Annotated in this window: 24 protein-coding genes and 1 pseudogene; 21 read left to right on the plus strand and 4 right to left on the minus strand. The window is 63.8% G+C overall.

Features of this window, described 5'->3' with window-relative positions; translation table 11 throughout:
• Positions 1-23: 23 nt before the first annotated feature.
• From AB3X96_RS07475 to AB3X96_RS07560, 18 genes and pseudogenes are all read left to right on the plus strand, one after another.
• On the plus strand, positions 24-1,043 hold the full coding sequence (locus AB3X96_RS07475) for a succinylglutamate desuccinylase/aspartoacylase family protein (RefSeq protein WP_368589191.1): 1,020 nt from the start codon (positions 24-26) through the stop codon (positions 1,041-1,043).
• A gap of 289 nt (positions 1,044-1,332) precedes the next feature.
• A complete protein-coding gene (locus tag AB3X96_RS07480; protein WP_368589192.1) occupies positions 1,333-1,647 on the plus strand; it encodes a DUF4148 domain-containing protein in 315 nt (104 codons plus the stop codon).
• A gap of 568 nt (positions 1,648-2,215) precedes the next feature.
• Positions 2,216-2,398: pseudogene (locus tag AB3X96_RS07485) on the plus strand (DUF2778 domain-containing protein); the annotation flags it as partial.
• On the plus strand, positions 2,379-2,633 hold the full coding sequence (locus AB3X96_RS07490) for a hypothetical protein (protein ID WP_368589193.1): 255 nt from the start codon (positions 2,379-2,381) through the stop codon (positions 2,631-2,633). The pseudogene AB3X96_RS07485 and the gene AB3X96_RS07490, both read left to right, overlap by 20 nt.
• A gap of 362 nt (positions 2,634-2,995) precedes the next feature.
• A complete protein-coding gene (locus AB3X96_RS07495; RefSeq protein WP_368589194.1) occupies positions 2,996-3,547 on the plus strand; it encodes a GNAT family N-acetyltransferase in 552 nt (183 codons plus the stop codon).
• 82 nt (positions 3,548-3,629) lie between these two features.
• A complete protein-coding gene (locus AB3X96_RS07500) occupies positions 3,630-4,517 on the plus strand; it encodes an ABC transporter substrate-binding protein (protein ID WP_368589483.1) in 888 nt (295 codons plus the stop codon).
• A gap of 43 nt (positions 4,518-4,560) precedes the next feature.
• Positions 4,561-5,562, plus strand: a complete 1,002-nt coding sequence (locus AB3X96_RS07505; protein ID WP_368589195.1) for an LLM class flavin-dependent oxidoreductase — start codon at positions 4,561-4,563, stop codon at positions 5,560-5,562.
• A gap of 38 nt (positions 5,563-5,600) precedes the next feature.
• Positions 5,601-6,962 carry an LLM class flavin-dependent oxidoreductase gene (locus tag AB3X96_RS07510; protein WP_368589196.1) on the plus strand — a complete coding sequence of 454 codons (1,362 nt, stop codon included), beginning with the start codon at positions 5,601-5,603 and terminating at the stop codon, positions 6,960-6,962.
• A gap of 19 nt (positions 6,963-6,981) precedes the next feature.
• Positions 6,982-8,784: an amino acid ABC transporter permease/ATP-binding protein gene (locus AB3X96_RS07515; protein ID WP_368589197.1), complete on the plus strand. Its 1,803-nt coding sequence runs from the start codon at positions 6,982-6,984 to the stop codon at positions 8,782-8,784.
• Positions 8,785-8,804: 20 nt separating this feature from the next.
• Positions 8,805-9,758, plus strand: coding sequence for an ABC transporter substrate-binding protein (locus AB3X96_RS07520; RefSeq protein ID WP_368589198.1), 954 nt, complete (start codon positions 8,805-8,807; stop codon positions 9,756-9,758).
• A gap of 152 nt (positions 9,759-9,910) precedes the next feature.
• Positions 9,911-10,807 carry a TauD/TfdA dioxygenase family protein gene (locus tag AB3X96_RS07525; protein ID WP_368589199.1) on the plus strand — a complete coding sequence of 299 codons (897 nt, stop codon included), beginning with the start codon at positions 9,911-9,913 and terminating at the stop codon, positions 10,805-10,807.
• 54 nt (positions 10,808-10,861) lie between these two features.
• Entirely contained in the window at positions 10,862-11,905 is a 1,044-nt protein-coding gene (locus tag AB3X96_RS07530; RefSeq protein ID WP_368589200.1) for an ABC transporter substrate-binding protein, read from the plus strand.
• 85 nt (positions 11,906-11,990) lie between these two features.
• Entirely contained in the window at positions 11,991-12,821 is an 831-nt protein-coding gene (locus AB3X96_RS07535) for an ABC transporter ATP-binding protein (RefSeq protein WP_368589201.1), read from the plus strand.
• Positions 12,818-13,696 carry an ABC transporter permease gene (locus AB3X96_RS07540; RefSeq protein WP_368589202.1) on the plus strand — a complete coding sequence of 293 codons (879 nt, stop codon included), beginning with the start codon at positions 12,818-12,820 and terminating at the stop codon, positions 13,694-13,696. The genes AB3X96_RS07535 and AB3X96_RS07540 overlap by 4 nt, the downstream gene beginning before the upstream one ends.
• 217 nt (positions 13,697-13,913) lie before the next feature.
• A complete protein-coding gene (locus AB3X96_RS07545; protein ID WP_368589203.1) occupies positions 13,914-15,320 on the plus strand; it encodes a selenium-binding protein SBP56-related protein in 1,407 nt (468 codons plus the stop codon).
• Positions 15,317-16,000, plus strand: coding sequence for a hypothetical protein (locus AB3X96_RS07550; RefSeq protein ID WP_368589204.1), 684 nt, complete (start codon positions 15,317-15,319; stop codon positions 15,998-16,000). Before AB3X96_RS07545 ends, AB3X96_RS07550 begins: the two co-directional genes overlap by 4 nt.
• A gap of 107 nt (positions 16,001-16,107) precedes the next feature.
• Positions 16,108-16,260 (plus strand): DUF6496 domain-containing protein, encoded by a 153-nt coding sequence (locus tag AB3X96_RS07555; protein WP_176107560.1) that lies wholly within the window; start codon positions 16,108-16,110, stop codon positions 16,258-16,260.
• A gap of 27 nt (positions 16,261-16,287) precedes the next feature.
• Positions 16,288-16,950 (plus strand): UdgX family uracil-DNA binding protein, encoded by a 663-nt coding sequence (locus AB3X96_RS07560; protein ID WP_176107561.1) that lies wholly within the window; start codon positions 16,288-16,290, stop codon positions 16,948-16,950.
• Here AB3X96_RS07560 and AB3X96_RS07565 read toward each other — a convergent pair.
• Complete coding sequence (locus tag AB3X96_RS07565; RefSeq protein ID WP_368589205.1) at positions 16,942-17,880, minus strand: DUF72 domain-containing protein; 939 nt, start codon at positions 17,878-17,880, stop codon at positions 16,942-16,944. The two genes, AB3X96_RS07560 and AB3X96_RS07565, sit on opposite strands and share 9 nt — an antisense overlap.
• Positions 17,877-18,110 (minus strand): DUF2795 domain-containing protein, encoded by a 234-nt coding sequence (locus AB3X96_RS07570; RefSeq protein ID WP_176107563.1) that lies wholly within the window; start codon positions 18,108-18,110, stop codon positions 17,877-17,879. The genes AB3X96_RS07565 and AB3X96_RS07570 overlap by 4 nt, the downstream gene beginning before the upstream one ends.
• A 155-nt stretch (positions 18,111-18,265) precedes the next feature.
• On the opposite strand from AB3X96_RS07570, the gene AB3X96_RS07575 reads away from it, so the two are divergent.
• Positions 18,266-19,204: an NADP-dependent oxidoreductase gene (locus tag AB3X96_RS07575; protein ID WP_368589206.1), complete on the plus strand. Its 939-nt coding sequence runs from the start codon at positions 18,266-18,268 to the stop codon at positions 19,202-19,204.
• A 28-nt stretch (positions 19,205-19,232) separates the two neighbouring features.
• Here AB3X96_RS07575 and AB3X96_RS07580 read toward each other — a convergent pair whose 3' ends face one another.
• On the minus strand, positions 19,233-19,733 hold the full coding sequence (locus AB3X96_RS07580; RefSeq protein WP_176107565.1) for a MarR family winged helix-turn-helix transcriptional regulator: 501 nt from the start codon (positions 19,731-19,733) through the stop codon (positions 19,233-19,235).
• Positions 19,734-19,931: 198 nt separating this feature from the next.
• Here AB3X96_RS07580 and AB3X96_RS07585 point away from each other — a divergent pair, with 198 nt between their 5' ends.
• Positions 19,932-21,092 (plus strand): Rieske 2Fe-2S domain-containing protein, encoded by a 1,161-nt coding sequence (locus AB3X96_RS07585; protein ID WP_368589207.1) that lies wholly within the window; start codon positions 19,932-19,934, stop codon positions 21,090-21,092.
• Positions 21,089-22,054 carry a 2Fe-2S iron-sulfur cluster-binding protein gene (locus AB3X96_RS07590; protein WP_368589208.1) on the plus strand — a complete coding sequence of 322 codons (966 nt, stop codon included), beginning with the start codon at positions 21,089-21,091 and terminating at the stop codon, positions 22,052-22,054. The genes AB3X96_RS07585 and AB3X96_RS07590 overlap by 4 nt, the downstream gene beginning before the upstream one ends.
• Positions 22,055-22,092: 38 nt before the next feature.
• Here the strand turns inward: AB3X96_RS07590 and AB3X96_RS07595 are convergent, their stop codons facing one another.
• A complete protein-coding gene (locus AB3X96_RS07595; protein WP_368589209.1) occupies positions 22,093-24,549 on the minus strand; it encodes a penicillin acylase family protein in 2,457 nt (818 codons plus the stop codon).
• Positions 24,550-24,672 lie beyond the last annotated feature (123 nt).

The raw sequence follows: 24,672 nt of genomic DNA on the forward strand, positions 1-24,672 counted from the left end.
CCGTTACTTGCGCGAGCGAAGCAATGAGTTCAACCCTTACGCCGAGCAATCCGATTCGCAGTGAACTCGATCTGGATGCTCAGGGCAAGCATGCGGGCTATCTGCGCTTGCCGCATTCCGTGCATCGGTCCGCGTATGGCTGGCTGCCGATTCCGATCGCTTCGATACGCAATGGCACGGGTCCGGTCGTGCTGATCATGGCCGGCAATCATGGCGACGAGTACGAAGGGCAGATCCTCGTGTCGACGCTGATTCGCGAAATCGACGCGGCCCAGGTTGCCGGTCAACTGATCCTGTTGCCGCAAGCGAATGCGCCAGCGGCCGAGGCGGGCCTTCGCACGTCACCGCTCGACGACGGCAATCTCAACCGCACGTTTCCGGGCGATCCGCAAGGTTCTCCGACGCAGGTGATCGCGCATTACATCGAGCATGTTCTGCTCGCGCGCGCGGACTATCTGCTCGATCTTCATTCCGGCGGCAGCTCGCTGCTTTATCGCGGCAACAACATGCTCGCGATCGATCCGCGCGACGACGCAGAGAATGAGCGGCTGCAACGCGCATTACGCGCTTTCGGGTTGCCGAACGCGTTTTTGCATGCGGAGAACCCGGTGCATGCGGCGACTGCCGCGCGCCGGCAAGGGGCGCTGTCGATCACGGCTGAGCTGGGCGGTGGCGGGACAGTCGATGCCGCGCTGCTTCGCGAAGCGCGCCACGGCCTGCTGCACTTTCTCGGCGCGATCGGCGCATTGAGCGGTCCGCTCGTGCCCGATGCGCCGCCTGCCGACACGCGCTTCCTGCGCGTCTCGGGCGCGCGTCACTATGTGTACGCATACGACAACGGTCTGTTCGAGCCGCTGGTTGAACTCGGCGAGCGGGTGGTCGCAGGGCAGCCCGCGGCGCGCATTCATTTCCCGGACACGCCGCTCAAAGAGCCGGTGACCTGTCATTTCGCGAGCGATGGCGAAGTCGTATGCAAGCGGGTGCCCGCGCTTGTCAGGCGAGGGGATTGCCTATTTCATCTCGCTGAAGAAGTGGTCCGCTGAAGCGGGTGGGGGCGCATTTGGATCGCTTGACGCTGTCTCGACCGACGTCCGCGAGACGCCGGCACCTGCCAGCGCGGCACGCGCTTGGCGTTCGTGCGATAGCCAGTTGCCCTCACTAAGGCCGCTTCGCGTCGCCGGAAGGGCATTCGCGCGAAGATGCCAGCATTCTGCTGCCAATTGGAACAATGCCTTCGAATACTAGGGGTTAACCCTCGGACGGAAGGCTCCTAGACTTTCGCTGTCGGTGCAGACACGTTGTCGCACCACTAACAAAAGTCGATGGAGCATCATGAAGTCCCTCATCAAGGCCGTTGCAGTTGCCGTTGCAGTCGTAGTGCCGGTTGCCTCGTTCGCCCAGTCGAATGGCCCGGTTACCCGCGCCCAGGTGCGCGCGGAGCTTGTTCAGCTTCAGAAGGCGGGTTATCGCGGTGGTGATGGCGATCAAGCGCACTATCCAGACGCGATCCAAGCCGCAGAAGCGAAGGTCGCCGCGCAGCAAGTTGCAACAAACGGTAGTTACGGCGGTGCCGCAAGTGGTTCGTCGGACGAAGGTCGCCCGGCGGTGTCGAAGGCTGACTGGAACGCGATGTACAACCACCCGTAACTTGACGGTGTTGAGCGCCTGAGCGCATGTGCGCATGTGCGCGATTCCGGATTTCGCACGGCCCTTCCGCGCTCTGCGTTGTCGGAGTCGGGTTTAACGTCTGTATTCCGCGACCATTGGCGCTCACACACGCTAAAGAAACGGCGGCAACGGGTCCTTGCATTTACTGTCTCGCGCGATACCACTGCGATAGCTTCATGATCGCCGCATAAGACAGCGCCGCCACGATCAGTTCAATCGTCTGCCTCCAGACCTTCGCAATTGCTCCCCAGAGCTTCACGATTTTCCTGCGACGAACCTTTATTCGCCCAGGAGAGTTGACGACCATCACCCACGCCCCGGGCTTTTCGGAGTCGTCTGAAACCGGCACTCGGCACATGCACCTAGTATTGAACTGTCGCCTCGCGGTATGTCGTTCCTGCTGAGGTGGCGGTTCTTTTGGCTCTTCTATCTGTGATGCAAATGTTTTGCGCGCCCCTGTGGCGCGTCTTTTTTGCCCCGACGAAAGCAGCGGCCAATCCGGAATCGACCTGTAGCGCGCCAGTGGCACGCGCGCTTACGGTGACAGTTCCGGTTGCATCCGGCAGGTTGTCGGGGTGTTTCGCTAGGCTGCATTACCCTGCCGAGCCGTGTTGACTTCCTGAGAATCCGCTCGGGGTTGCTGCACACGAAAACAATCCGCGCCGGTAACTCCGGGCTTGACGCATACGGAACTATTGAGGTCGCAACGTATGGCAACACTTGCCCGTAAGGTATTAAAGATCGCGCTGTTTATCGGATTGTTTCTGATTTCAGTTCGTTATATCCCGCTATCGAATGAGTGGTCAGCAAGCGAAGCCCGTGCGTGGTGGCGCGCTTCGGATTGGCTCGGTGTCGGCGATCCCGATGATCTGTATTTCGTCTTCTGGGTGACGATCGAACTGATCGTGGCGACGCTGGCCTATCTGGCAATTATGAAGATATGGCGGTGGTATCGCACGAATTAGATGAAATCCCCTCACGGATCGCGTCATCGCCCATCAGCACGGTGCGCTTGTCGGGCATCACCTGAATCAGCTCATGCGAAATGCGGCCGAGGCAGTCATGCTTCTTTACCGTACCCGTGCCGTCAGGGTGCACGGTATTTGACAGCAGCTTGTAATGTTTTCGGCAAGCTGTTGTCACCGAGTTTCGACCGGAGCATCTCGGCGTGCCATGGGTGTTGCGCTACGCAATTGCAGCGCGTTTGCCGCTATCGCAGCCAATCGCGAGACCAGATAAAGATAGAGAAATTGCTTGGTTAGCGGCAACGCGGCTGCACGCTATCGTATGAGCTCCTGACTATCCGACGACCTCGTGTCGATCGTTCATGCGCACTCTCGTCGTTGACACCACGCCACTCGATCCCCGTGCGCAACCGCTGCTCGACGCGCTGCTGCACGAATACGCGACCCGCTACGAAGATTATCGAAAGGACGGCGGCGCGGCCGCCGCGCAGGAGATGGCGCGCTATCCGGCCGACCTGTTCGCACCGCCGCACGGCGCATTCATTCTGCTGATTCGCGACGGCGAGACGATCGGGGGCGGCGCGTTCAAGCGCTACGACGCGCGTACCGCGGAACTCAAACGCATCTGGACGCGCGACGATCTGCGCCGCCAGGGACTCGCGCGACAGGTCGTGCGGGAACTGGAAGCGCGTGCGCTCGCGCAGGGCTACTCGCGCATCTATCTGACTACCGGTTTCAAGCAGCCCGAAGCATGGGCGCTTTACGAACGCACCGGCTATACGAAGCTGTTCGATACCGCGTTGCCTCCCGAAGTGCACGTGCATCTTCGCTTCGGCAAGAACCTGCTCGCGCCGCAACGCATCGACACGCTCGACGACCTGCGCGCGAAAGACGCCGATCTGGTTGTCCGCTAAACGCCGCACTCCTATCTCCTCACACTTCGACGGATATCTCATGAAAACAGGTCTGCAGTTGTCGTCGCTCGTATTGGCGGCCATGTTCTATGTCAGCGGCAACGCGTTTGGCGCGACGGGCTTCGATCTGAGTCCCGACCAGCACGGCCGCGTGCGCGCCGAACAGGATGCAGCCGCGGCCAAGGCGGTGCCGGCGAACTTCCCGTTCGTCGCGAAAGACGAACTGACCGTCGGCATCGTCGTCGCGCATCCGCCGATCAGCACCTATGCCACCGATGCGAAGACCGTGGTCGGCTTCGATCCCGATCTCGCGCAACTCGTCGCGGACAGCCTCGGCCGCAAGCTCAATGTCGTGATCCTCGCTTGGCCGGACTGGCCGCTCGCGCTCGCTTCCGGCAAGGTCGACGCGGTGATTTCGAACGTGACCGTGACCGAGGAGCGCAAGGCCAAGTTCGACTTCTCGACCTACCGGCGCGACGAGGTCGGCTTCTTCGTGAAGACCGACAGCCCGATCAAATCGATCCGCGAACCCAAGGATGTCGCGGGCCTGCGCGTGATTACCGACGCCGGCACGAACCAGGAAAAGATCCTGCTCGAATGGGACAAGCAGAACGTCGCGCATGGATTGAAGCCGATCCAGGTGCAGTACTACGACGACGATGCGGTCAAATCGGTGGCGCTGCAATCGGGGCGTGCCGACGCGATCTTCAGCGTCAACGCGGCGCTGCTGTACGACTCGGCCACGCATGGCAAGACGCGCCAGGTGGGCACCGTCAGCGGCGGTTGGCCGCGTACCGCAGAAGTCGCGGTGACGACGCGCCGCGGCAGCGGTCTCGCCGCGCCGGTAACGATCGCGCTGAACGATCTGATCGGCAAAGGCCAGTATCGCGCGGTGCTTGAGCGCTGGAATCTCGGCTCCGAAGCGATCGACAAGGCCGCGACCAATCCGCCGGGATTGCCGAAATCCTGAGTGCGTCAGCGCTTTTTCTCTTTCTTCGTCGATCTGCCATCCCATGACCTTTTCGCTATCGCTGCTGGATAAAAGCCCGATTGCCGCGGGTGCGAGCGCGGCCGAGGCGTTGCGCTTCACGGTGTCGCTCGCGAAGCGCGCCGAAACGCTCGGGTTCAAGCGCTTCTGGATCGCCGAGCATCACGGCGCGCCCAACCTCGCGAGTTCGGCGCCTGAGATCGTCGTCTCGCATGTGCTCGCGCATACGTCGCGGATTCGCGTCGGCTCGGGCGGTGTGATGTTGCAGCACTACAGCCCGTTCAAGGTCGCGGAGACCTTCAGGCTGCTCGCGGCGCTCGCACCCGGGCGCGTCGATCTCGGCATCGGCAAGGCGCCCGGCGGACTGCCGCAGACCACCCGCGCGCTGCAATGGCTGCACGACAAGAAGAGCAAGCCCGGCTTCAACACGCAGCTCGCGCAACTCGATGCGTTTCTCGGCGCGGGCGTCGAACCGGACCATGCGCTCGCGGGCGCGCTCGCGTTTCCGGCTCCGCCGACGCTGCCTGAGCGCATTCTGCTCGGTGGCAGTCCGGATAGCGCGGCGCTCGCGGCAAAGCAGGGCTGGCAGTTCTGCTACGCCGGACACTTCAACGGCGACGAGGCGAACATCGAGCGCACCGTGCAGACGTACCGCGATGCGAGCGGCCGTGCGCCGTTGCTCGCACTGTACGCGGTCGCCGCGGCGACGCGCGACGAAGCCGAGCGGCTCACCGGGCCGCTGCGCATCTTCAGGCTGCAACTGGCCAGCGGCCAAAGCCTGAATCTGGCGACGCCCGAAGCCGCGGAAGAATACGCGCGCCAGGCGGGCGCGAGCGGCTACACGATCGAAGAGCGCCATCCGCACGTCGTCAAGGGCACGACCGACGATGTCCGCGACCAGCTCGACGCCTTGAGCCGCCGCTACGGCATCGACGAATTCGTCATCGATTCGCCGTTGCAACACTATCCGGCGCGCCTGCGCTCGGTCGAGCTGCTCGGCAGCACGATCGAGCCGGCCTACGCGTGATCTCTCCAACGAACACTCAACGAGTGGCGGACTATCCGATGAGCCATCGCAAACTCAATTTCGGCATCATGCTGCAGGGCGCCGGCAGCCATATGAATTCGTGGAAGCATCCGGCCGGACCCGCCGATGCGAGCGTGAACCTGAATTTCTTCGTCGATACGGTGCGCAAGGCCGAGGCACACGGCATCGCGTTCGCGTTCGTCGCCGATGGTCTGTACATCAACGAGAAATCGATTCCGCACTTTCTGAACCGCTTCGAACCGATCTCGATCCTGTCGGCGCTCGCGACGGTCACGTCGAAGATCGGGCTTGCGGGCACGGTATCGACGTCGTATAGCGATCCGTTCACCGTCGCGCGCCAGTTCGCGTCGCTAGATCTGATCAGCGGCGGGCGCGCGGGCTGGAACGTCGTCACGACGCCGCTCGAAGGCACCGCGAAGAACTACGGCGGCTCGCACCCCGAGCATGCGCTGCGCTACGAGATCGCCGACGAATACCTGAGCGTCGCGCAAGGCCTGTGGGATAGCTGGGACGACGACGCGTTCGTGCGCGACCGCGAGCGCGGCGTCTTCTTCGAACGCGACCGGCTGCACACACTCGATCACGAGGGCAAGTTCTTCCAGGTGGCGGGGCCGCTCAATATTCAGCGCTCGGCGCAGGGTCAGCCGGTGATTTTCCAGGCGGGCTCGTCGGATGCCGGCATCGCGCTCGCCGGCAAATACGCGGACGCGGTGTTCACGCATTCGGTGTCGATCGAAGAAACGCGCGCGTTCGCGCAGCGCGTGAAAGACAGCGCGGTCGAACATGGCAGAAGCCGCGACGACGTGAAGATCTTCCCCGGCATCAGCCCGATCGTCGGCGCGACACACGAGGAAGCGGAAGCGAAATACCGCGCGATTCGCGAGCTATTGACGATCGACGAAGCGCTCGCGTATCTCGGCCGTTATTTCGATCACCACGACTTCACGCAGTATCCGCTCGACCAACCGTTCCCCGAGCTAGGGGAGATCGGCCGCAACAGTTTCCGTTCGACCACCGACCGCATCAAGGCCGAAGCGCGCAGCAAGGGTTGGACATTGCGCGAGGTCGCGCTCGAAGTCGCCACGCCGCGCACGCATTTTCTCGGCACGCCCGCGCAGATCGCGGACGAACTGATCCGCTGGCTCGACGCCGGCGCAGCCGACGGTTTCATCCTCGGCTTCGCGGTGCAGGCGCAGGGTCTCGACGATTTCGTGCGCTACGTGGTCCCCGAACTCGAACGACGCGGGCGCTATGAGCGCACGTTGACGGGCTCGACGCTGCGCGATCATCTCGGCTTGCCGCGCAAGGCGAGCCGCTATGTGGCGGCGGCGGGGTTGGCAGACCCGGCCGAGACGGCCAACGCGGCTGCCGTGGCCTGAAAGCGCGGAGCAGACGACGATGAACGACACCGCTGAACTCGCGAATCCGCAACTCGCCGCCGCGCACGCCGACACGTTGCGCGAGCGCGCCGACTATCGCATCGTGCCCGCGAAAAACCGCGCACGCCTCGCCGGCACCGTGGCGGCCGTGGCGCTGATCGGCATCGTGCTCGAATCGGTCTTGGGCAATCCGCGCTGGGGCTGGAATGTCTTCGCGCAATGGTTTCTGTCCGAGCCGGTATTGTCCGGGCTCGGCCGCACGCTCCTGTTGACCGCGCTCGGCGCGGTGTTCGGCTTCGCGCTCGGCATTCCGATCGCGCTCGCGCGCGTATCGCGTTCGCCGCTGCTTGCGGGCTGCGCGTGGGCGTTCGTGTGGTTGTTCCGCTCGGTTCCGCTGATCGTGCTGCTGTTGATCCTGAACAACCTCGGCTACCTGTACGAGACGGTACATCTAGGCGTGCCGTTCACGAGCCTCGTCGTTCTCGATGTGCCGACCACCGAGCTGATCAGCCCGTTTCTCGCCGCGGTGCTCGGCCTGACGTTCAATCACGCGGCGTTTTCGGCGGAAGTGATTCGCGGCGGCATTCAGTCGGTCGACCACGGTCAGCTCGAAGCGGCCGCCGCGCTCGGCTTGCCGCGCGAGCGCCAGGCCCGGCGCATCGTGCTGCCGCAGGCGATGCGCGCGATCCTGCCCACCGCGTTCAACGATCTGATCGCGCTCGCGAAGGGCTCGTCGATGGTCTATGTGCTCGCGATGCCGGAGTTGTTCTACACCGTGCAGATCATCTATCGACGCAATCTCGAAGTGATTCCGCTGCTGATGGTCGCGACGGTCTGGTATCTGATCATTCTGACCGTGTTGTCGGCGATACAGGTTTATGTGGAGCGGCATTTCTCGCGCGGCGTGAAGCGTAGCGCGGTGCCGTCCGCTTTCGGCGCGCTGCTGAAAAGCGTGGGTATTGCGCGCGGTGGCGGCGTTGCGCCCGCCGAGCCGCTTGGAGAAGCAAAAGACAATGCACGTGCAGGCGCCTCCCTGGATCAACGCTGGGCCGATCAACGCGACGGCGCGCGCATCGCGATCCAGCAGGTATCGAAGAGTTTCGGCACGCTGAAGGTGCTCGACAACGTGTCGCTGACGATGCGCCCCGGCAGTGTCACCGTGATTCTCGGCCAATCGGGCTCCGGCAAATCGACGCTGCTGCGCACGATCAATCATCTGGAGCGCGTGGACGGTGGACTGATCGATATCGACGGCGAGCTGATCGGCTATCGACGCGATGGCGATACGTTGTATGAGCTCAAGGAGTCAGAGATCCTGCGACGCCGCGTCGAGGTCGGCATGGTGTTTCAGAGCTTCAATCTGTTCCCGCATCTGACCGTGCTGGAAAACATCATCGAGGCGCCGGTCGCGTTGGGACGTCTGTCGCGCGCGGAAGCGGAGAGTCTTGCGCTGAGTTTGCTCGCGCGTGTCGGTCTCGAAGCGAAGGCGCATGCGTGGCCGCGTCAGTTGTCGGGCGGGCAGCAGCAGCGCGTGGCGATTGCGCGCGCGCTGGCGCTGAAACCGAAGGTGTTGCTGTTCGACGAGCCGACTTCGGCGCTCGATCCCGAACTCGTCAACGAGGTGCTCGACGTGATCAAGGCGCTCGCGCGTTCGGGCACGACGATGCTGATCGTCACGCACGAGATCGGCTTTGCGCGCGAAGTGGCGGACACGATCGTGTTCATGGATCGCGGACGCGTGATCGAGTCGGGCCCGCCCGCGCAAGTATTGAACGAACCGCGCCATGCGCGCACGCGCGAGTTTCTGTCGCGCGTCCTGTGATTGCAGACTGATCCCTATCAATGACCAATCGACGTCAATTCATTCTGGCCGGTACGGCGCTCGGCGCGCTGCTCTTGCGCAATGCGCTCGACGTAGCACATGCGGCGCAGGCGCCGCACGGCACGGTGGACCTGAGCCCCGAGCAGCCAGGCCGCGTTCGCGCGCCGAAGAATCCGGCAGCGATCGCGGCTATCGGCAACCACTACCGCTTTGCGAACGACGGCAACTTCACGGTCGCGATTTCGCCGCACCTGCCGCCGACCGCGACCTATGCGACCGATGCGCGTACCGTCGTCGGTTCCGATGCCGACTACGCGCAACTGATCGCCGATTCGCTCGGATTGAAGCTGAACCTCGTGCCGATCGCATGGGCCGACTGGCCGCTCGGCCTCGCCTCGGGCAAGTACGACGCGGTGATCTCGAACGTCGGCGTCACCGAGCAGCGCAAGGAGAAGTTCGATTTCACGACGTACCGGCAAGGACTGCACGGCTTCTACGTGAAAACCGCGAGTCCGATCAGGAAGATCGCTCAGCCGCAGGATATTGCGGGCCTCCGCCTTATTACGACCTCGGGCACGAACCAGGAAAAGATCATCCTCGAATGGAACCGGCAGAACGTCGCGAAGGGTTTGAAGCCGGTCGAGTTCCAGTACTTCGACGATGACGCCGCGAGCCGCATTGCGTTGCTATCGGGCCGCGCCGACGTCGTATTCAATCCGAACGCGCCGCTTGCCTACGATGCGGCCACTACCGGCGCGATCCGCGAGGTGGGTACGCTGAACGCCGGCTGGCCGGCGCGCGCGGATGTGGCGATCGCCACCCGCAAGGGCGTCGGCTTGATGGATGCGCTGACGGTCGCGACGAACGGACTGATCGCGAATGGCGCCTATCGGCGCTCGCTTGCGCACTGGGGCATCGAGTCGGAAGCGTTGGCGCGCTCCGAAAGCAATCCACCGGGTCTGCCGAAGTTCTGATGCGCCGAAAGACATTGCAGCATCGGGTTTATCACTCCAGCAGATAACCGTATCGGATTTGCTTCGTTGGCATCGCGCACGCGGGCCGGTACATTCGTCGCACTGACCGCGCCGTTAGGCGCCCGCTGAATAGTTTCGACGAAGAGACGCCTGTGACGACTACCGCCGCTGCTTTTACCGCTTCCGCTACTGCGACGCAATCCTTCGAGATTCGCGCGTTCGATGCGCCGCTCGGCGCCGAAGTGCTCGGCCTCGATCTCGGCCATCCGCTCGGCGACGACGATTTCGCGCGCATCCACCGCGCGCATCTGGACCACCACGTTCTCGTGTTTCGCGACCAGCGCATCACGCCGGACCAGCAGATCGCGTTCAGCCGCCGCTTTGGCCCGCTGCAGATTCATGTGCTGCATCAGTTTGGCCTCGCAGGTTATCCCGAGGTGCTGGTCGTATCGAACGTGATCGAGAACGGCAAGCCGGTCGGTCTCGGCGACGCCGGCCACTACTGGCACTCCGACCTGTCGTACAAGGAAAAGCCGAGCCTCGGCTCGTTGCTGCACGCGCAGGAGCTGCCGGCCGAAGGCGGCGATACGCTGTTCGCGAACATGCACCTGGCGTGGGATACGTTGCCCGCGCATCTGCGCAGCGCGGTGGAAGGACGCAGCGCGGAGCACACGTACCTGGCCAAATACGCGGAGTTGCAGAAGCGCAGCCCGTGGCGGCCGAATCTGTCGGCCGAGCAGATCGCGCAGGTGAAGCCGGTCGTGCATCCGATCGTGCGTACGCATCCGGAGACGGGGCGCAAGGCGCTGTTCGTCAGCGAGCACTTCACGACACGCGTGATCGGTTTGCCGGAAGACGAGAGCCGCGCCTTGCTCGACGAGCTGTTCGCGCACAGCGTGCGGCCCGAGCATCTGTACCGGCATCGATGGGCCGAGCACGACATGGTGTTCTGGGACAACCGCTCGTTGATGCACCTCGCCGCCGGCACGCCCGACCACCTGCGGCGCAAGCTGTATCGCACGACGATCGAGGGCGACGTGCCACGCTGAGCGACGCTTTCCATCACAACGACACCGTCACACCGCACGCCGACTGGAGTTTCAATGCTGAGCCGATTTCACCCGACCGCCGCACGGCCGTCGTTTGTCCGCCGTTTGACGGCACTACTGCTGAGTCTTTCGATGGGCGCCGTCGTCAGCGCTCCCGCGCATGCCGAGGGCGAGATTCGCGTGGCCGAGCAGTTCGGCATCGTGTATCTGCTGCTGAACGTGGCGCGCGATCAGCATTTCATCGAAAGCGAAGGGCGCAAGCAGGGCCTCGACATCAAGGTCGATTGGGTCAAGCTGTCGGGCGGCGCGGCGGTCAACGATGCGTTGCTGTCGGGCGCGGTCGATATCGCCGGCGCGGGCGTCGGCCCGCTGCTGACGATCTGGGATCGCACGCACGGCAAGCAGAACGTGAAGGGCGTCGCGTCGCTCGGCAATCTGCCGTACTACCTGGTCAGCAACAATCCCGACGTGAAGACGATCGCTGACTTCACCCAGAAGGACCGCATCGCGCTGCCGGCGGTCAACGTGTCGGTGCAATCGCGCGTGCTGCAATACGCGGCGGCGAAGCGCTGGGGCGACAAGGAATACAACCGGCTCGACAAGTACACGCAGGCGTTGCCGCATCCGGACGCAGCCGCGGCGATCATCGCGGGCGGCACTGAAATCACCGGGCATTTCGGCAATCCGCCGTTCCAGGAGCAGGAACTGGCCGGCAATCCGAAGGCGCATATCGTGCTCAATTCGTACGATGTACTCGGCGGCCCGAGCTCGGCGACGGTCCTCTATGCGACCGAAAAATTCCGCCATGACAACCCGAAGACGTATCGCGCGTTCGTCGATGCGCTCGCCGATGCGGCGAAGTACATCAACGCGAATCCGCAGGGCGCGGCCGATATCTATATCCGCACCAATCAGTCGAAGATCGATCGCGACCTGCTCGTGAAAGTCATCACGAACCCGCAGGTGCAGTTCAAGATCGTGCCGCAGAACACCTTCGGGCTCGCACAGTTCATGTATCGCGTCGGCGCGATCAGGAACGAGCCGTCGTCGTGGAAGGACTATTTCTTCGACGATCCGGCGACGGCGGCGGGGAGCTGAGCATGACGTTGCGCGTTTTCGTGGCGCTGCGCGGTACGCGGCAACACTCGCCGGTCGATCCGGTTCACTCGCAGGGAGCGCTTTGATGGTGGCCAATCCCACGCTTCTGTTTCCCGACGACGCCGCACGGAAAGCCGCGGCAACCAGCGGCAAACTGCTCGCGGTCAAGAACGTCAACCTCGAGTACCGCACGCGCGAGCGGATCGTGCGCGCGACGCACGACGTCAGCTTCGACGTCTACGGCGGCGACCGCTTCGTGCTGCTCGGGCCGTCCGGTTGCGGCAAGTCGACGCTGCTGAAGGCGGTGGCCGGTTTCATCGAGCCGAGCGCGGGCAGCATTTCGCTCGACGGTCAGCGCGTGCGCGGACCGGGCGCCGATCGCATCGTCGTGTTTCAGGAGTTCGACCAGTTGCCGCCGTGGAAGACGGTCGTGCAGAACGTCGCGTTTCCGCTCCGAGTCGCGAAGAAACTGTCGAAGGCCGAAGCCCTCGAACGCGCGCTGCATTACCTCGACAAGGTCGGGCTCGCGGCGTTCGCGCACGCGTATCCGCACACGTTGTCGGGCGGCATGAAACAGCGCGTCGCGATCGCGCGTGCGCTCGCGATGCAGCCGCGCGTGCTGCTGATGGACGAACCGTTCGCCGCGCTCGACGCGCTGACGCGCCGCAAGATGCAGGAAGAACTGCTGCGGCTATGGGAAGAGGTGAACTTCACGCTGCTGTTCGTCACGCATTCGATCGAAGAGGCGCTGGTGGTCGGCAACCGGATTCTGCTGCTGTCGCCGCATCCGGGCCGCGTGCGCGCGGAACTGAACAGCCATCAATATTCGCAGGACAGCTTCGGCCGCGCCGATTTTCAGCGCAGCGTCGCGCGGATTCATCACCTGCTGTTCGAACAGACGGAGACAGTGCAATGAGTACTCCTGTCACGTTGCTGCCGCCCGTGCGCGACGAATACGAACGTCCGCTCGAAGCACCCGGCGACCTCGCGATCGAAACGCCGTTGCCAGCGACGAGGCGGATCTTCGCGCACGGCTGGCTGCGCAAGACACTGATCGCACTCGTGCTGATCGCCGCGTGGGAAATCGCCGCGCGCGTGATCAACAACGATCTGCTGCTGCCGACCTTCGGCGCGACCCTGAGCGCGTTCGTGCAAGGCGTGTGGTCCGGCGAACTGCTCGCGAAGACGGCGGTATCGATGTCCGTGCTGCTGCGCGGCTATCTACTCGGCGCCGCGTTTGCGTTCGTGCTGACATCGCTCGCGGTGTCGACGCGCGTGGGCCGCGATCTGCTGTCGATGCTGACCGCGATGTTCAACCCGTTGCCGTCCATCGCGTTGCTGCCGCTCGCGTTGCTGTGGTTCGGGCTCGGCACCGGCAGCCTGCTGTTCGTGCTCGTGCATGCAGTGCTGTGGCCGCTCGCGCTCAATACCTTTTCTGGCTTTCAGTCGGTTCCCGCGACGCTGAAGATGACCGGACGCAATTACGGTCTGACAGGTCTGCGTCATGTGCTGTTGATCCTCGTGCCGGCGGCGCTGCCGTCGATCCTGGCCGGCCTGCGCGTGGGCTGGGCGTTTGCATGGCGCACGCTGATCGCCGCGGAACTCGTGTTCGGCGCGAGTTCGGGCAGCGGCGGGCTCGGCTGGTACATCTTTCAGAATCGCAACGAGCTGTATACGGATCGCGTTTTCGCGGGGCTCGCTGCCGTGATCGTGATTGGTCTGCTGGTCGAGCATCTCGTGTTCGATACGCTCGAACGCGTGACCGTGCGGCGCTGGGGCGTGCAGCAGTAACGCGTCGCGTGGGCTCGAATGCGCGGTTCGCGGCGTCGGCGCGAGCGCTTGCGGCGCGGTGCGCTCAGCCGTCGGAACGCACCCTGCGTTCGGGTGCAAATATCCGGTTGCGTCCGTCGCTGTCGTGAACTACAAATGTAAGGTTACGCGCTGGCTCGATTTTTGGCGGGTCAGGCTTCCGTTCAGAACCGTTTAGAACGACAGGGAGAGTGCCGTCATGGGAATGCGCCCCGATCCTACCTTTCATGCATCGCCGAAGCTTGCGATGGATGCGCCGGCGGAAGAATACGCATACACGGTGCTGCTAAGTCCGGATTCCTCGCAGCCCGACGCGCTCGCCGTGATCGACGTGAAGCCCGGTTCGCCGACCTATAGCCAGGTGGTCCACACGGTGCCGGTGCCGAACCAGGGCGACGAATTTCATCACTTCGGCTGGAACGCCTGTTCGTCCGCGTTGTCGCCATTGACGGGCCACGCATTTCTCGAGCGACGCTATCTGATCATTCCGGGCATGCGCTCGTCACGCATCTATGTCGTCGATACGAAGCCGCATCCGACCCAGGCGAAGATTCACAAGATCATCGAGCCAGAGGAAATCTTCCGCAAGACCGGCTATTCGCGTCCGCACACCGTGCATTGCGGACCGGAGGGCATCTACGTGAGCACGCTCGGCGGTGGCGGCAAGGACGGCACCGACGGGCCGCCCGGAATCTTCATCATGGATTGCCAAACGTTCGAGGTGTTGGGACGCTGGGAAATCGAGCGCGGCGCGCAGGAAAAGCACTACGACTTCTGGTGGAATCTGCCGCGCGATTACATGGTGTCGACCGAATGGGCGCTGCCGCCGCAATTCGAAAACGGCATCGTGCCTGAAGACCTGCTTTCGAACAAATACGGCCACCGCGTGCACTTCTGGGATCTGCGCGCAAGACGCAACGTGCAGACGCTCGACCTCGGCGCGAACCATCAGATGGCGCTCGAAGTGCGGCCCGCGCACGATCCGAGCCGCGAGTACGGATTTATCGGCGTCGTGGTCGATACCACGAATCTGGAAGGGTCGATCTGGACCTGGTGGCGCGAAGGCGGCCACTTCCACATCGAAAAGACCGCGCCCATTCCGCCGGAGCCCGCGCACGCCGACGAGTTGCCGCCGTTGCTGCAAGGTTTCGGCGCGGTGCCGCCGCTCGTCACCGATATCGATCTTTCGATCGACGATAAATTCCTCTACGTCTCGTGCTGGGGCACCGGCGAGATGCGCCAGTACGACGTGACCGAACCGCGCAAGCCGAAATTGACGGGCTCGGTGCGCATTGGCGGCATTGAACGTTGTACGCCGCATCCGAACGGCAAGGCTTTCGCCGGCGGTCCGCAGATGGTCGAGATCAGTCGCGATGGCAAGCGCGTCTACTGGACCAACTCGCTCTATTCGACGTGGGACGACCAGTTCTATCCGGACGGTGTGCCCGGCGTGCAAGTGATGGCGCATGCCGATCCGAGTGGCGGTCTCAAGCTCGCCGAAGATTACTTCGTCGAATTTCCCGCTGGCTATCGCGCGCACCAGATCCGTCTCGAAGGCGGTGACTGTTCTACCGATTCTTTCTGCTATCCGTCGGTGGGCGTTTGAGCGGCTCGGTGTCGCCGCAAGCGGCACTGTGGCTCGCCGTCGTCGCGAGCGGCGTGTACCACGGGCTCAATCCGGCAATGGGGTGGCCGCTCGCGGTGTCGAACGCGCTGATGCAGCGGCGCTCGCAAGCGCTGGTCGTCGCGCTTCTTTACCTCGCGGCCGGGCACGCGCTCGCGATACTGCTGATGATGCTGCCGTTTGCGATGCTTGCGAGCTTGCTTGCGTGGCAGCGTCAGATGCAGATCGGCGCGAGTTTGCTGGTGATCGGCTTCGGTCTGGTGTTGCTGATGCGCCGCCGTCATCCGCGCGTGCTGGCGAGAATTCCGCCGTCTCGGCTCGCGCTTTGGTCGTTCGCGGTGGCGATCGCGCACGGGGCCGGCTTGATGCTGGTGCCGATCTATCTCGGTCTGTGCCGCGCCGACGCGATGGACAGCGCGCACCAAGCCGCCCAGGCGCTGATCGAAACGAGTCTGCGCGTGGCGCTGTCGGTCTCCGCGGTGCATGCGGCGACGATGACGATCGCCGGCGGCGTGCTCGCGTGGTTCGTTTATCGGTATCTCGGACTCAGGTTCGTGTCGCGCAGCTGGTTCAATCTCGATGCGGTGTGGGCGTCGAGTCTGATTCTGGTGGGGGGCGTGTCGCTGGCGTTGAATGCGTCGGCAACGGGTGTTTCCGGGTGACTTCGACGAACTCGCGGGCACAGCGTATGCTGCGCAGTTTCGGTGCAGGAACGCCATTGCGTGCGGGTCCTGATTTTTCCTTTCGTCATCTACACCCGGAGAAGATCATGCCGCTGAAGAAAGGTACATCGAAAGAGACCGTGTCGCACAACATCAAGACCGAGACGAAGCATGGCAAGCCGCACAAGCAGGCTGTCGCGATCGCATTGAACCAGGCGCGCAAGTCGGGCGCGAAGATTCCGAAGAAGAGCGAGAAATAAGCTGCTTCGGCACGCGCGGTCGTACCCATGACCGACAAACCGCAGAAAAAGCGCGCGCATGGCGACGCGCAATCGGAGCCAGCGGATGTCGAACCCGATCAGCATCCGGCAAAGCTCGGCGATTGCCGCCGCTGCGCGCTCTGGCGCAACGCGACTCAGGCCGTGCCCGGCGAAGGGCAGCGGCATGCGTCGATCGTGCTGGTCGGCGAGCAGCCCGGTGACATGGAAGATCTGCAGGGCAAGCCCTTCGTCGGGCCGGCCGGGGCGTTGCTCGACCGAGCGCTCGAAGAAGCCGGCGTCAAGCGTAACGACGTATACGTGACGAACGCGGTCAAGCATTTCAAGTGGATTGCTCGCGGCAAGCGTCGTTTGCATAAAACGCCCGCTCAGCGCGAAGTCGAAGCATGCAGCTACTGGCTCGAACAGGAACTCGACATGCCGGATGTGCGCGTGGTCGTCGCACTCGGGGCGACCGCGTTGAAAGCGGTTGTCGACGATCCGCACGCGCGTTTGCAGGACGCGTTCGACAAAACGCTCGAACGCGGCGAGAAGCGTGTGGTCGCGACGTACCATCCGTCGTATGCACTGCGCGCGCCGGACCCTGAAACCCGTCGCGAGGTGTACGAGCGCATCGTCGCGGCTCTGCGCACCGCGCAGAAGCTGGCCCACGGCGGCAAGCGATCAGGGTAATGCTGGCGCTTGCGTCGCTGGCATTCCGAGGTCTTTCATCAATCGTTGCGCGTCGAACGGCGCCCGCGCTTTTACGTCATTGTCGAAGTAGCAGTAGACCTTTCGCGCGGCTCGGCGGCGCGGCGCGAGTTGCGGCGCGATCAATCGCGCGTCGGCCGGTTGTGAGCCGCCGCGCCATGCATCGATTCGTTCGGCCCATCGTTGCAGAGCTTCGTCCCCATATGAACCCGAGTATTTGGCTTCGCTGCCGTGCAGGCGGATATAGACGAAGTCCGCCGTCAGATCTTCGGCGACGGGCCACGGTTCGGTGGAATCGGAAACGACGAGCCCGACGCCGTATTGCCGCAGCAAGGCCACGAACGCCGGATCGACGAAGCTCGCGTGGCGCACTTCGACCGCGTGACGCAACACCCGCTTGCGATCGATGTCGACGTAGGGCGTCTTGACGCGCTTATCGTGTTGACTGGCGAGCGCCGCTGCGCTCGCGGTGTCAGGCGGCAACTCGTGCAGAAAGCGCTCCATTGCGTCGGGCTCGAATCGGAAGGACGGCGGAAATTGCCACAGGATCGGACCGAGCTTTTCGTTCAACGCGAGCAGGCCCTGCGCGAAGAAGTTCGCGATGCCGACGCGCGCGCTCGCATCGCGAAACCGCAGCATATGAGTCAGATAGCGCGCGCCTTTGATGCCAAACACGAAGCCGTCAGGCGTTTGCGCATACCAGCGCTGCCAGCTATCGCGCGATTGAAGGCTGTAATGCGTGCCGTTGATTTCTATCGTGCCGAATAGCGCCGACGCGTACTGCAATTCCGCTGCATGTTTCAGATCCTCAGGGTAAAAGCTGCCGCGCCAACCCTGATAGCGCCAGCCGGAAATGCCGATGCGCACATCGCCGGCCTTCTTCGTTCGCGCGTCGAGTGTGGCGTGCGTCATTGAATACGCGCGATTTCCTTCGCGACCGAGGCCGGACTGTCGAAATTGTGATCGGGCAGACGGTCGACCAGATCGACGATGTCGGTATTCGCGTGATTCTTGCGCGCCTGCGCGACCAGCTTTTCGCGCGTGGTCGGGTAATTCACGCCACTGAGTGCCTTTTCGATGTCAGCGGGATTCGGCTGGCCGGGATGACGATGATCCTGGGAATGAGCGGGGTGCTGTGACATGGTTCCTCCTTGAATGAGTACATCACGACTGCGCGCCTATCGTTACGTGTCGCATATGTCGTGCCGCGGCTCGGGGCTCGCTGAGGAACGCGGCTTGCGGTCAGCCGGAAAACGCAGCGCCGCTGACACACGACCTTTCAAGGAGAAGGCTCATCATGAGCACGATGCTCGCTTATCGCATTCACAGCTTCGGCGGTCCCGAGGTGTTCAAGGCCGAGGAGATCGAGATCCCCGAGCCAGGCGCCGGCCAGGTGCTGGTGCGCGTGCGCGCGGCCGGCGCCAATCCGGTCGACCTGAAGACACGCGCGGGCCAGTACCCGTTGATCCGCGAAGAACAGCTGCCCTATACGCTGGGGCGCGATTTTTCCGGTGTGGTCGAACGGGTCGGCGAGGGCGCCGCGCAATGGCGCGCGGGCGAGCAGGTGTATGGCTTCGTTGGCCAGGGGCAGGGTGCGTACGCGGAATTCGTCGTCGTGCCCGCGAGTGCGCTAGCGCATGCGCCCGAAAAACTGGACGCGGGGACCGCGGGCGCCGTGCCGCTCGCCGCGTTGACCGCGTGGCAGGGCCTGTTCGAGCACGGCTGCCTCGAAGCGGGCTGCCGGGTGCTGATTCATGCGGGCGCGGGCGGCGTTGGACATTTCGCCGTGCAGTTCGCGAGGCAGAAGGGCGCGCAAGTGTACGCGACGGCGTCCGGCGACGGCATCGAGTTCGTGCGCTCGCTCGGCGCGGATCGCGTGATCGACTATCACGCGCAGCGTTTCGAAGACGTCGCGCGAGATATGGACCTCGTGTTCGATCTGGTCGGCGGCGATACGCAGCGCCGCTCGTGGTCGGCGGTCGCGACCGGCGGCGCGCTGATCTCGACGCTCAACGAGCCGTCGCAGACCGAGGCGTCGAGTCATGGCGCGCGGGCCGCGCGTTACACCGCGCGGCCCGATGGGCGGCAATTGACCGAGATCGCCTCGTTGATCAATAACGGCAGCGTGCGTGTCGTGGTCGCCGAACGGTTTTCGTTCGATGCCGCGGCCAGGGCGCTGGAACGGCTCGCGAAAGGCCACGTGCGCGGCAAGATCGTGGTGGACATCGCGCCGTAGCACGGACCGCGCGCAGGATGCCAGCGGGCTAGTCCGGAGTCGCGTCGTCGCTCGCACTGCGCAGCGGCGCGCGGCTCTGGTCGTTATTCAGATGCACGAACTTTCTCAATAGCCTCAATAGCTCTCGCGCATCCTCGTCGCCCATACCGTCGAGCAGGCCGTGATTGAGCGCGTTGACGCCGGGGATCAATTCATCGAGCAACTGCTCTCCTGCCGGCGTCAGTAACAGACGACGCTGGCGGCGCGGCAGAACTTCGCGCACGATCCAGCCTTTCGCTTCGAGCCGCACCGCGATATCGGCGGTGGTCGACGTGTCGAGACCGACTCGCTGCGCGAGCGTGACCTGATCGAGTCCGGGCAATTCCTGCAGCATTCTGAGCACCGCATATTGCACGGGCGTCACCTCGCGCCCGATCAGATCATGAAACATGGACACGGAAATCTGATGCGCGCGTCGGATCAGATGGCCGGGCTGGTCGTACAGATCGATGCTGATCGCGGAAGTGCTGGTGTCGGTTGAAGTGACCATATTAGTTCTGAAAACCTCGTGCCTTTTCGTGCCTTTTTCGTCGCGAATGGAAATGGCAAATTGATCTTCGTGTTACCTGATTGAAAGTTCGTGTAGGGGAAAACCTTCATTTAATCATTAAAGGCACATTGAGTACACTGAATCTCATTGAGTGAGCTGAATGAAGTGCGCGACCTAACAACAAGGAGTGAGACTGATATGTTTCCCAAGAACGCGTGGTACGTCGCATGCATGCCCGATGCAGTCGCGGACAAGCCGCTCGGCCGGCAGATCTGCGGCGAGCCGATGGTTCTCTATCGCAACGCGGAAGGCGCCGTAGTGGCGCTCGAAGACTTCTGTCCGCATCGTGGTGCGCCGCTGTCGCTCGGTTTCGTGCGCGACGGCACGCTCGTGTGCGGCTATCACGGACTCGAAATGGGCTGTCAGGGCAAGGCGACCGGCATGCCGGGCCAACGCGTCAACGGCTTTCCGTCGATTCGCAGCTATCCCGTGATCGAGCGCTATGGCTTCGTCTGGGTATGGCCCGGCGATGCGGCGCAGGCCGATGCCGCCAAACTGCATCATCTGGAATGGGCCGAGAGTGCCGAATGGGCATATGGCGGTGGTCTTTATCACATCCGCTGCGATTACCGGCTGATGATCGACAACCTGATGGATCTGACGCACGAGACCTATGTGCACGCGAACAGCATCGGGCAAAAGGAAATCGACGAAGCCGCGCCGAAAACCGTGGCCGAAGGCGATACCGTGCGCACGAGCCGTTTCATGGAAAACGTCGCGGCGCCGCCGTTCTGGAAGATGGCGTTGCGCGGCAATGGTCTCGCCGACGACGTGCCCGTCGACCGTTGGCAGATCTGCCACTTCACGCCGCCAAGTCACGTGCTGATCGAGGTAGGGGTCGCGCATGCAGGGCATGGCGGCTATCACGCGCCGGCTGACAAGAAGGCGTCGTCGATCGTGGTGGATTTCATCACGCCTGAAACCGAAACATCGATCTGGTATTTCTGGGGCATGGCGCGCAATTTCCGTCCCGACGATGCCGCGCTGACCGCCAGCATCCGCGAAGGACAGGGCAAGATCTTCAGCGAAGATCTGGAGATGCTCGAACGTCAGCAGCAGAACCTGCTGCGCTGGCCCGAGCGCAATCTGCTGAAACTCAATATCGATGCGGGCGGTGTGATGTCGCGTCGCGTGATCGATCGGCTCGTCGCGCAGGAGCGCGCGGAGACGGGCGCGCCGCAGGCTGACGCGCCCCGGGCTGACGCGCCCCGGGCTGACGTGCCCCGGGCTGACGCGCCCCGGGCTGACGCGCCCCGGGCTGAAGTGACGCGCGTCATTCCGGTGCGGACGGCGACATGAATCATCCCGTGCTGAATGTGGTGGTCGCGCGCCGGCGCGACGAAGCGCCCGGTATCGCGAGCTTCGAACTCGCGAGCGAAAACGGTCAGGCGTTGCCCGCTTTCGACGCCGGCTCGCACGTCGACGTGCATTTGCCCAACGGGCTCGTGCGTCAGTACTCGTTGTGCAACGATCCGCGCGAAACGCATCGCTATCTGATCGCTGTGCTGCGCGACGAAGCGGGACGCGGCGGATCGAAAGCGGTGCACGATTTGCTTCGCGAGGGCGATCGCCTGCAGATCAGCGCGCCGCGCAATCATTTCGCGCTCGCTGACGATGCGGCACATCATCTGCTGCTCGCGGGCGGCATCGGTGTCACGCCGATTCTTTGCATGGCCGAGCGGCTTGCGGCCACGGGCGCTTCGTTCGACATGCACTATTGCACGCGTTCGAAGGAACGCACGGCGTTCGTCGAGCGTCTTGCACAAGCTGGCTTCGCGAAGTCGGTCCAGCTTCATCACGATGACCATCCTGGCGGCTCGACGTTCGATATCGAACAGACGCTAAGCGATGCACCGCCCGGCACGCATCTGTATGTGTGCGGTCCGCGCGGCTTCATGGACTTCGTGCTCGAGACCGCGCGCGCGAACGGCTGGCCGGAAAACAGGCTGCACTACGAGTTTTTCGGCGCGGCCGCGAATCAGCCGGCGACGGGCGGCAGCTTCCAGGTGCGCATCGCGAGCAGTGGCGCGACGATCGACGTGCCGCCCGAATGCACGGTCGTGCAGGCGCTGGCCGCGCATGGCGTCGAAGTGATCACGTCGTGCGAGATGGGTGTGTGTGGTACCTGTTTGACGCGAGTGCTGTCTGGCGAGCCGGATCACCAAGATTCCTATCTGACCGACGAGGAACGAGCAGCGAACGATCAGTTCCTGCCGTGCTGCTCGCGCGCCAAATCGCCGCTGCTGGTACTCGATCTGTAATCTTTTGCGGACGACGCGCGGGTCGCCCGTCATACCGTTTATTGCCCTTTCCGCTCGGAGTCCGACGAACTCACCGTGCGCACATTCAACGCCGGGTCGTGCGCAATCGCTTCTTCGGAGAACGGAAAAATCGTCCAGCGCTGGGCCGCGTAATCGCGCGTGCCGTCGGCATAGTGCGGCGACGCCGGATCGTCGGATTCAGACGGCGCGAGCAGCGTGCGGGCGATCACCTGATCGCCCGAGAACCACACGATCTGCAGATACGTGTCGCCCATCGGCTTGACGTTCATCGAATAGCCGCTCGCGTCGAATGGATGCGCGGCACACGCGGAGGTGAAATAGCCACCGGCGTCGCAACCGCCGAATAGCGGAATGCGCTCGTCATTGCGTTGCACGTAGAGGGCGGCGCTACGCGGCGCATCGATCGCGATGCCAGCGCGTTGCAGTGCCGCGAGCGCATCATGCAGCGCGGCGGCGAGCTTCGCCGGATCGGCGGCGATGCCCGCGGGCGTGGTCAACGGCTTCGCGGGATCGAACGGCACCGCGTATAACTGCTCGGGCGGAATCGTCAGCAGACGTCGCCACAGTTCGTCCCACAAGGTTGCACCCGCTGCGCCAGCCGCGGCCGTATCGTCCCATGCGGCCAGTACTTTGCACGCCGCGCGCTGTTGCTCCGGGTTCGGGTCGGCCGGCAGGGCCGCGAGCGCGCTGCTGTTGCACAGACGGTCGAGCACGGGCTGCTTGAACAGCAACGCCGACATCGAGCGACTGTCGAGCGCCGCGCGGCCGAGTGCATCGGCGCAAACGCCATGCGGATCGTTCTGCAATTGCGCAGCGATCGTATGGCCAAGCCGTGTGCGCAGCGTCTGCGGCGTGTCGGTCGCGCCGATGATCTTCGCGTAGCCCGTCATTGGTGCGGCCGGGTTGGTGAGCCAGTAGCTGTCGTTGAAGTTGCCGACATAGTCGCGCCGAAGCAGCGACGGCATCCGCGCGACAGGCAACGCACGGTGCTGTACCGCGCCAGGCTCGTCGCGCCAGTCGCAGTCGCTGCGCGAGCCGTCGAGGACCGGCACGCCGGGCATGATCTGCGCCAGTGCCCGGCCGACCGGCGGCGTGCAACGTTGCGCCAGCTCATCGGGCACGTCCGGGGTCGCGCCGATGTCCGCGTACCACACGCGCGGATCGTCGCGGCCGATCGCGAGCGTGTTGACCCACGGCACCGCCGCGTTCTTCTTCTGGATGCGGATGAAATCGTCGAGCGAGGCCGCCTGATTCCATTGGAGGAAGTTTTCGAACGTGCGGAAATTGTCGGTATTGATATCGCGCAGCGCGAAGGCCTGCTGCGCATTCCACGCTAGCGCGGGCGACATCGCGCCGAGGTTGACGAGCGGTCCGAAGCGGGAGCGATACAGCGTGCGCGATACGGTATGCAGCGAACCGTCGGCGGCGCGCACTTCGACGTTCACGCGCGTCGGCGTCATTGCTTCGCTGTTGCCGTCGACCTGGTACCGGGTCGGCGCGCCAGGTTCGAGCGTCAGCCTGAACAGGCCGAAGCGCTTCGCGGTGGACACGGTATGCGTCCACGCGACGTTGTCGTTGAAGCCGATCACGATCAGCGGCACGCCTAGAAACGACACGCCGCTGACGTTCAGCTTACCGGGAATAGTGAGTTGAGCCTGGTAGAAGCGATCGGGGCCGGTCCAGAACCAGTGCGGATTGCCGAGCAGCAGCGCGCTGCCGGTGTGCGTCGCGTCCGCGCCGAACGCGAGGGCGTTGCTGCCGATGCCAGCATGGCCGCCGAAGTCGGCGAGCGGTGCAGCGACGGCGGCGTCACCGTGCAACCCGCTTTGCGGCGGGTTCGGCATCGCCTGCGGCGGTTGCGCGGTCGCGATCGCATTGATGAAGCGGGCCTCGCCACCGGCCAGATTCGCCGCGATCTGACGCCGGTAGACGTCCGCGTTGCTGATCTTGCCGAGCCAAGGCGCCGCGCGGCAGGCCGCATGCGCGCCCGGAAATTCGCCGTGCGCCAGATCGGCCACGTAGCGGTTATAGCCGGCGACGAAGCCGTCGATCAGCGCGCGCATGTCCTCGGTCTGGCTTTTGCGGTAGCGCGCGACGGTCGCATCGTCGACGATGAAACGGAAGAAGAAATCCGAGTTGAGATTGTCGGGCTGGCCGAACGTCGCGCCTAACGCGGGGCGCGCGTCGGCGCCGAAGAAGCGCGAGCGTTCGCCGCGATAGGTGACGAAGCTTTCGGTCATCGTGCACAGATTGTCCTGGGCCTGCGCGTAGCCGTACCCGTAGCCGAGGCTGCCCCAGTCGTCGGCTTGGATGTGCGGAATGCCGAGCGCGGTGCGGCGGATATCGGCGCGATAGGGGCCGGTATGTGCGACGTTGTCGGTGTCCGGACTCGCGCAGCCTTGCAGAGCGGCGGCGAGGGGCAGAGCGACCAGCAGTCCGGCGAGGCGGCGGAGCAGCGAGACGTTCGAACGCATGGCTTTTTCGGTCGGGCGGACGTTGATTGGTGATGCGCGTGGCGCTCTCGCGAGCTTAGCGGGTAGTTGGAGGCGGGTCACCGTGGTGAAGCCCAAACGACAAAGCCCGCTGGTCGGCGGGCT

Source organism: Paraburkholderia sp. BR13439, from assembly GCF_040948805.1.
Classification (GTDB): domain Bacteria; phylum Pseudomonadota; class Gammaproteobacteria; order Burkholderiales; family Burkholderiaceae; genus Paraburkholderia; species Paraburkholderia youngii.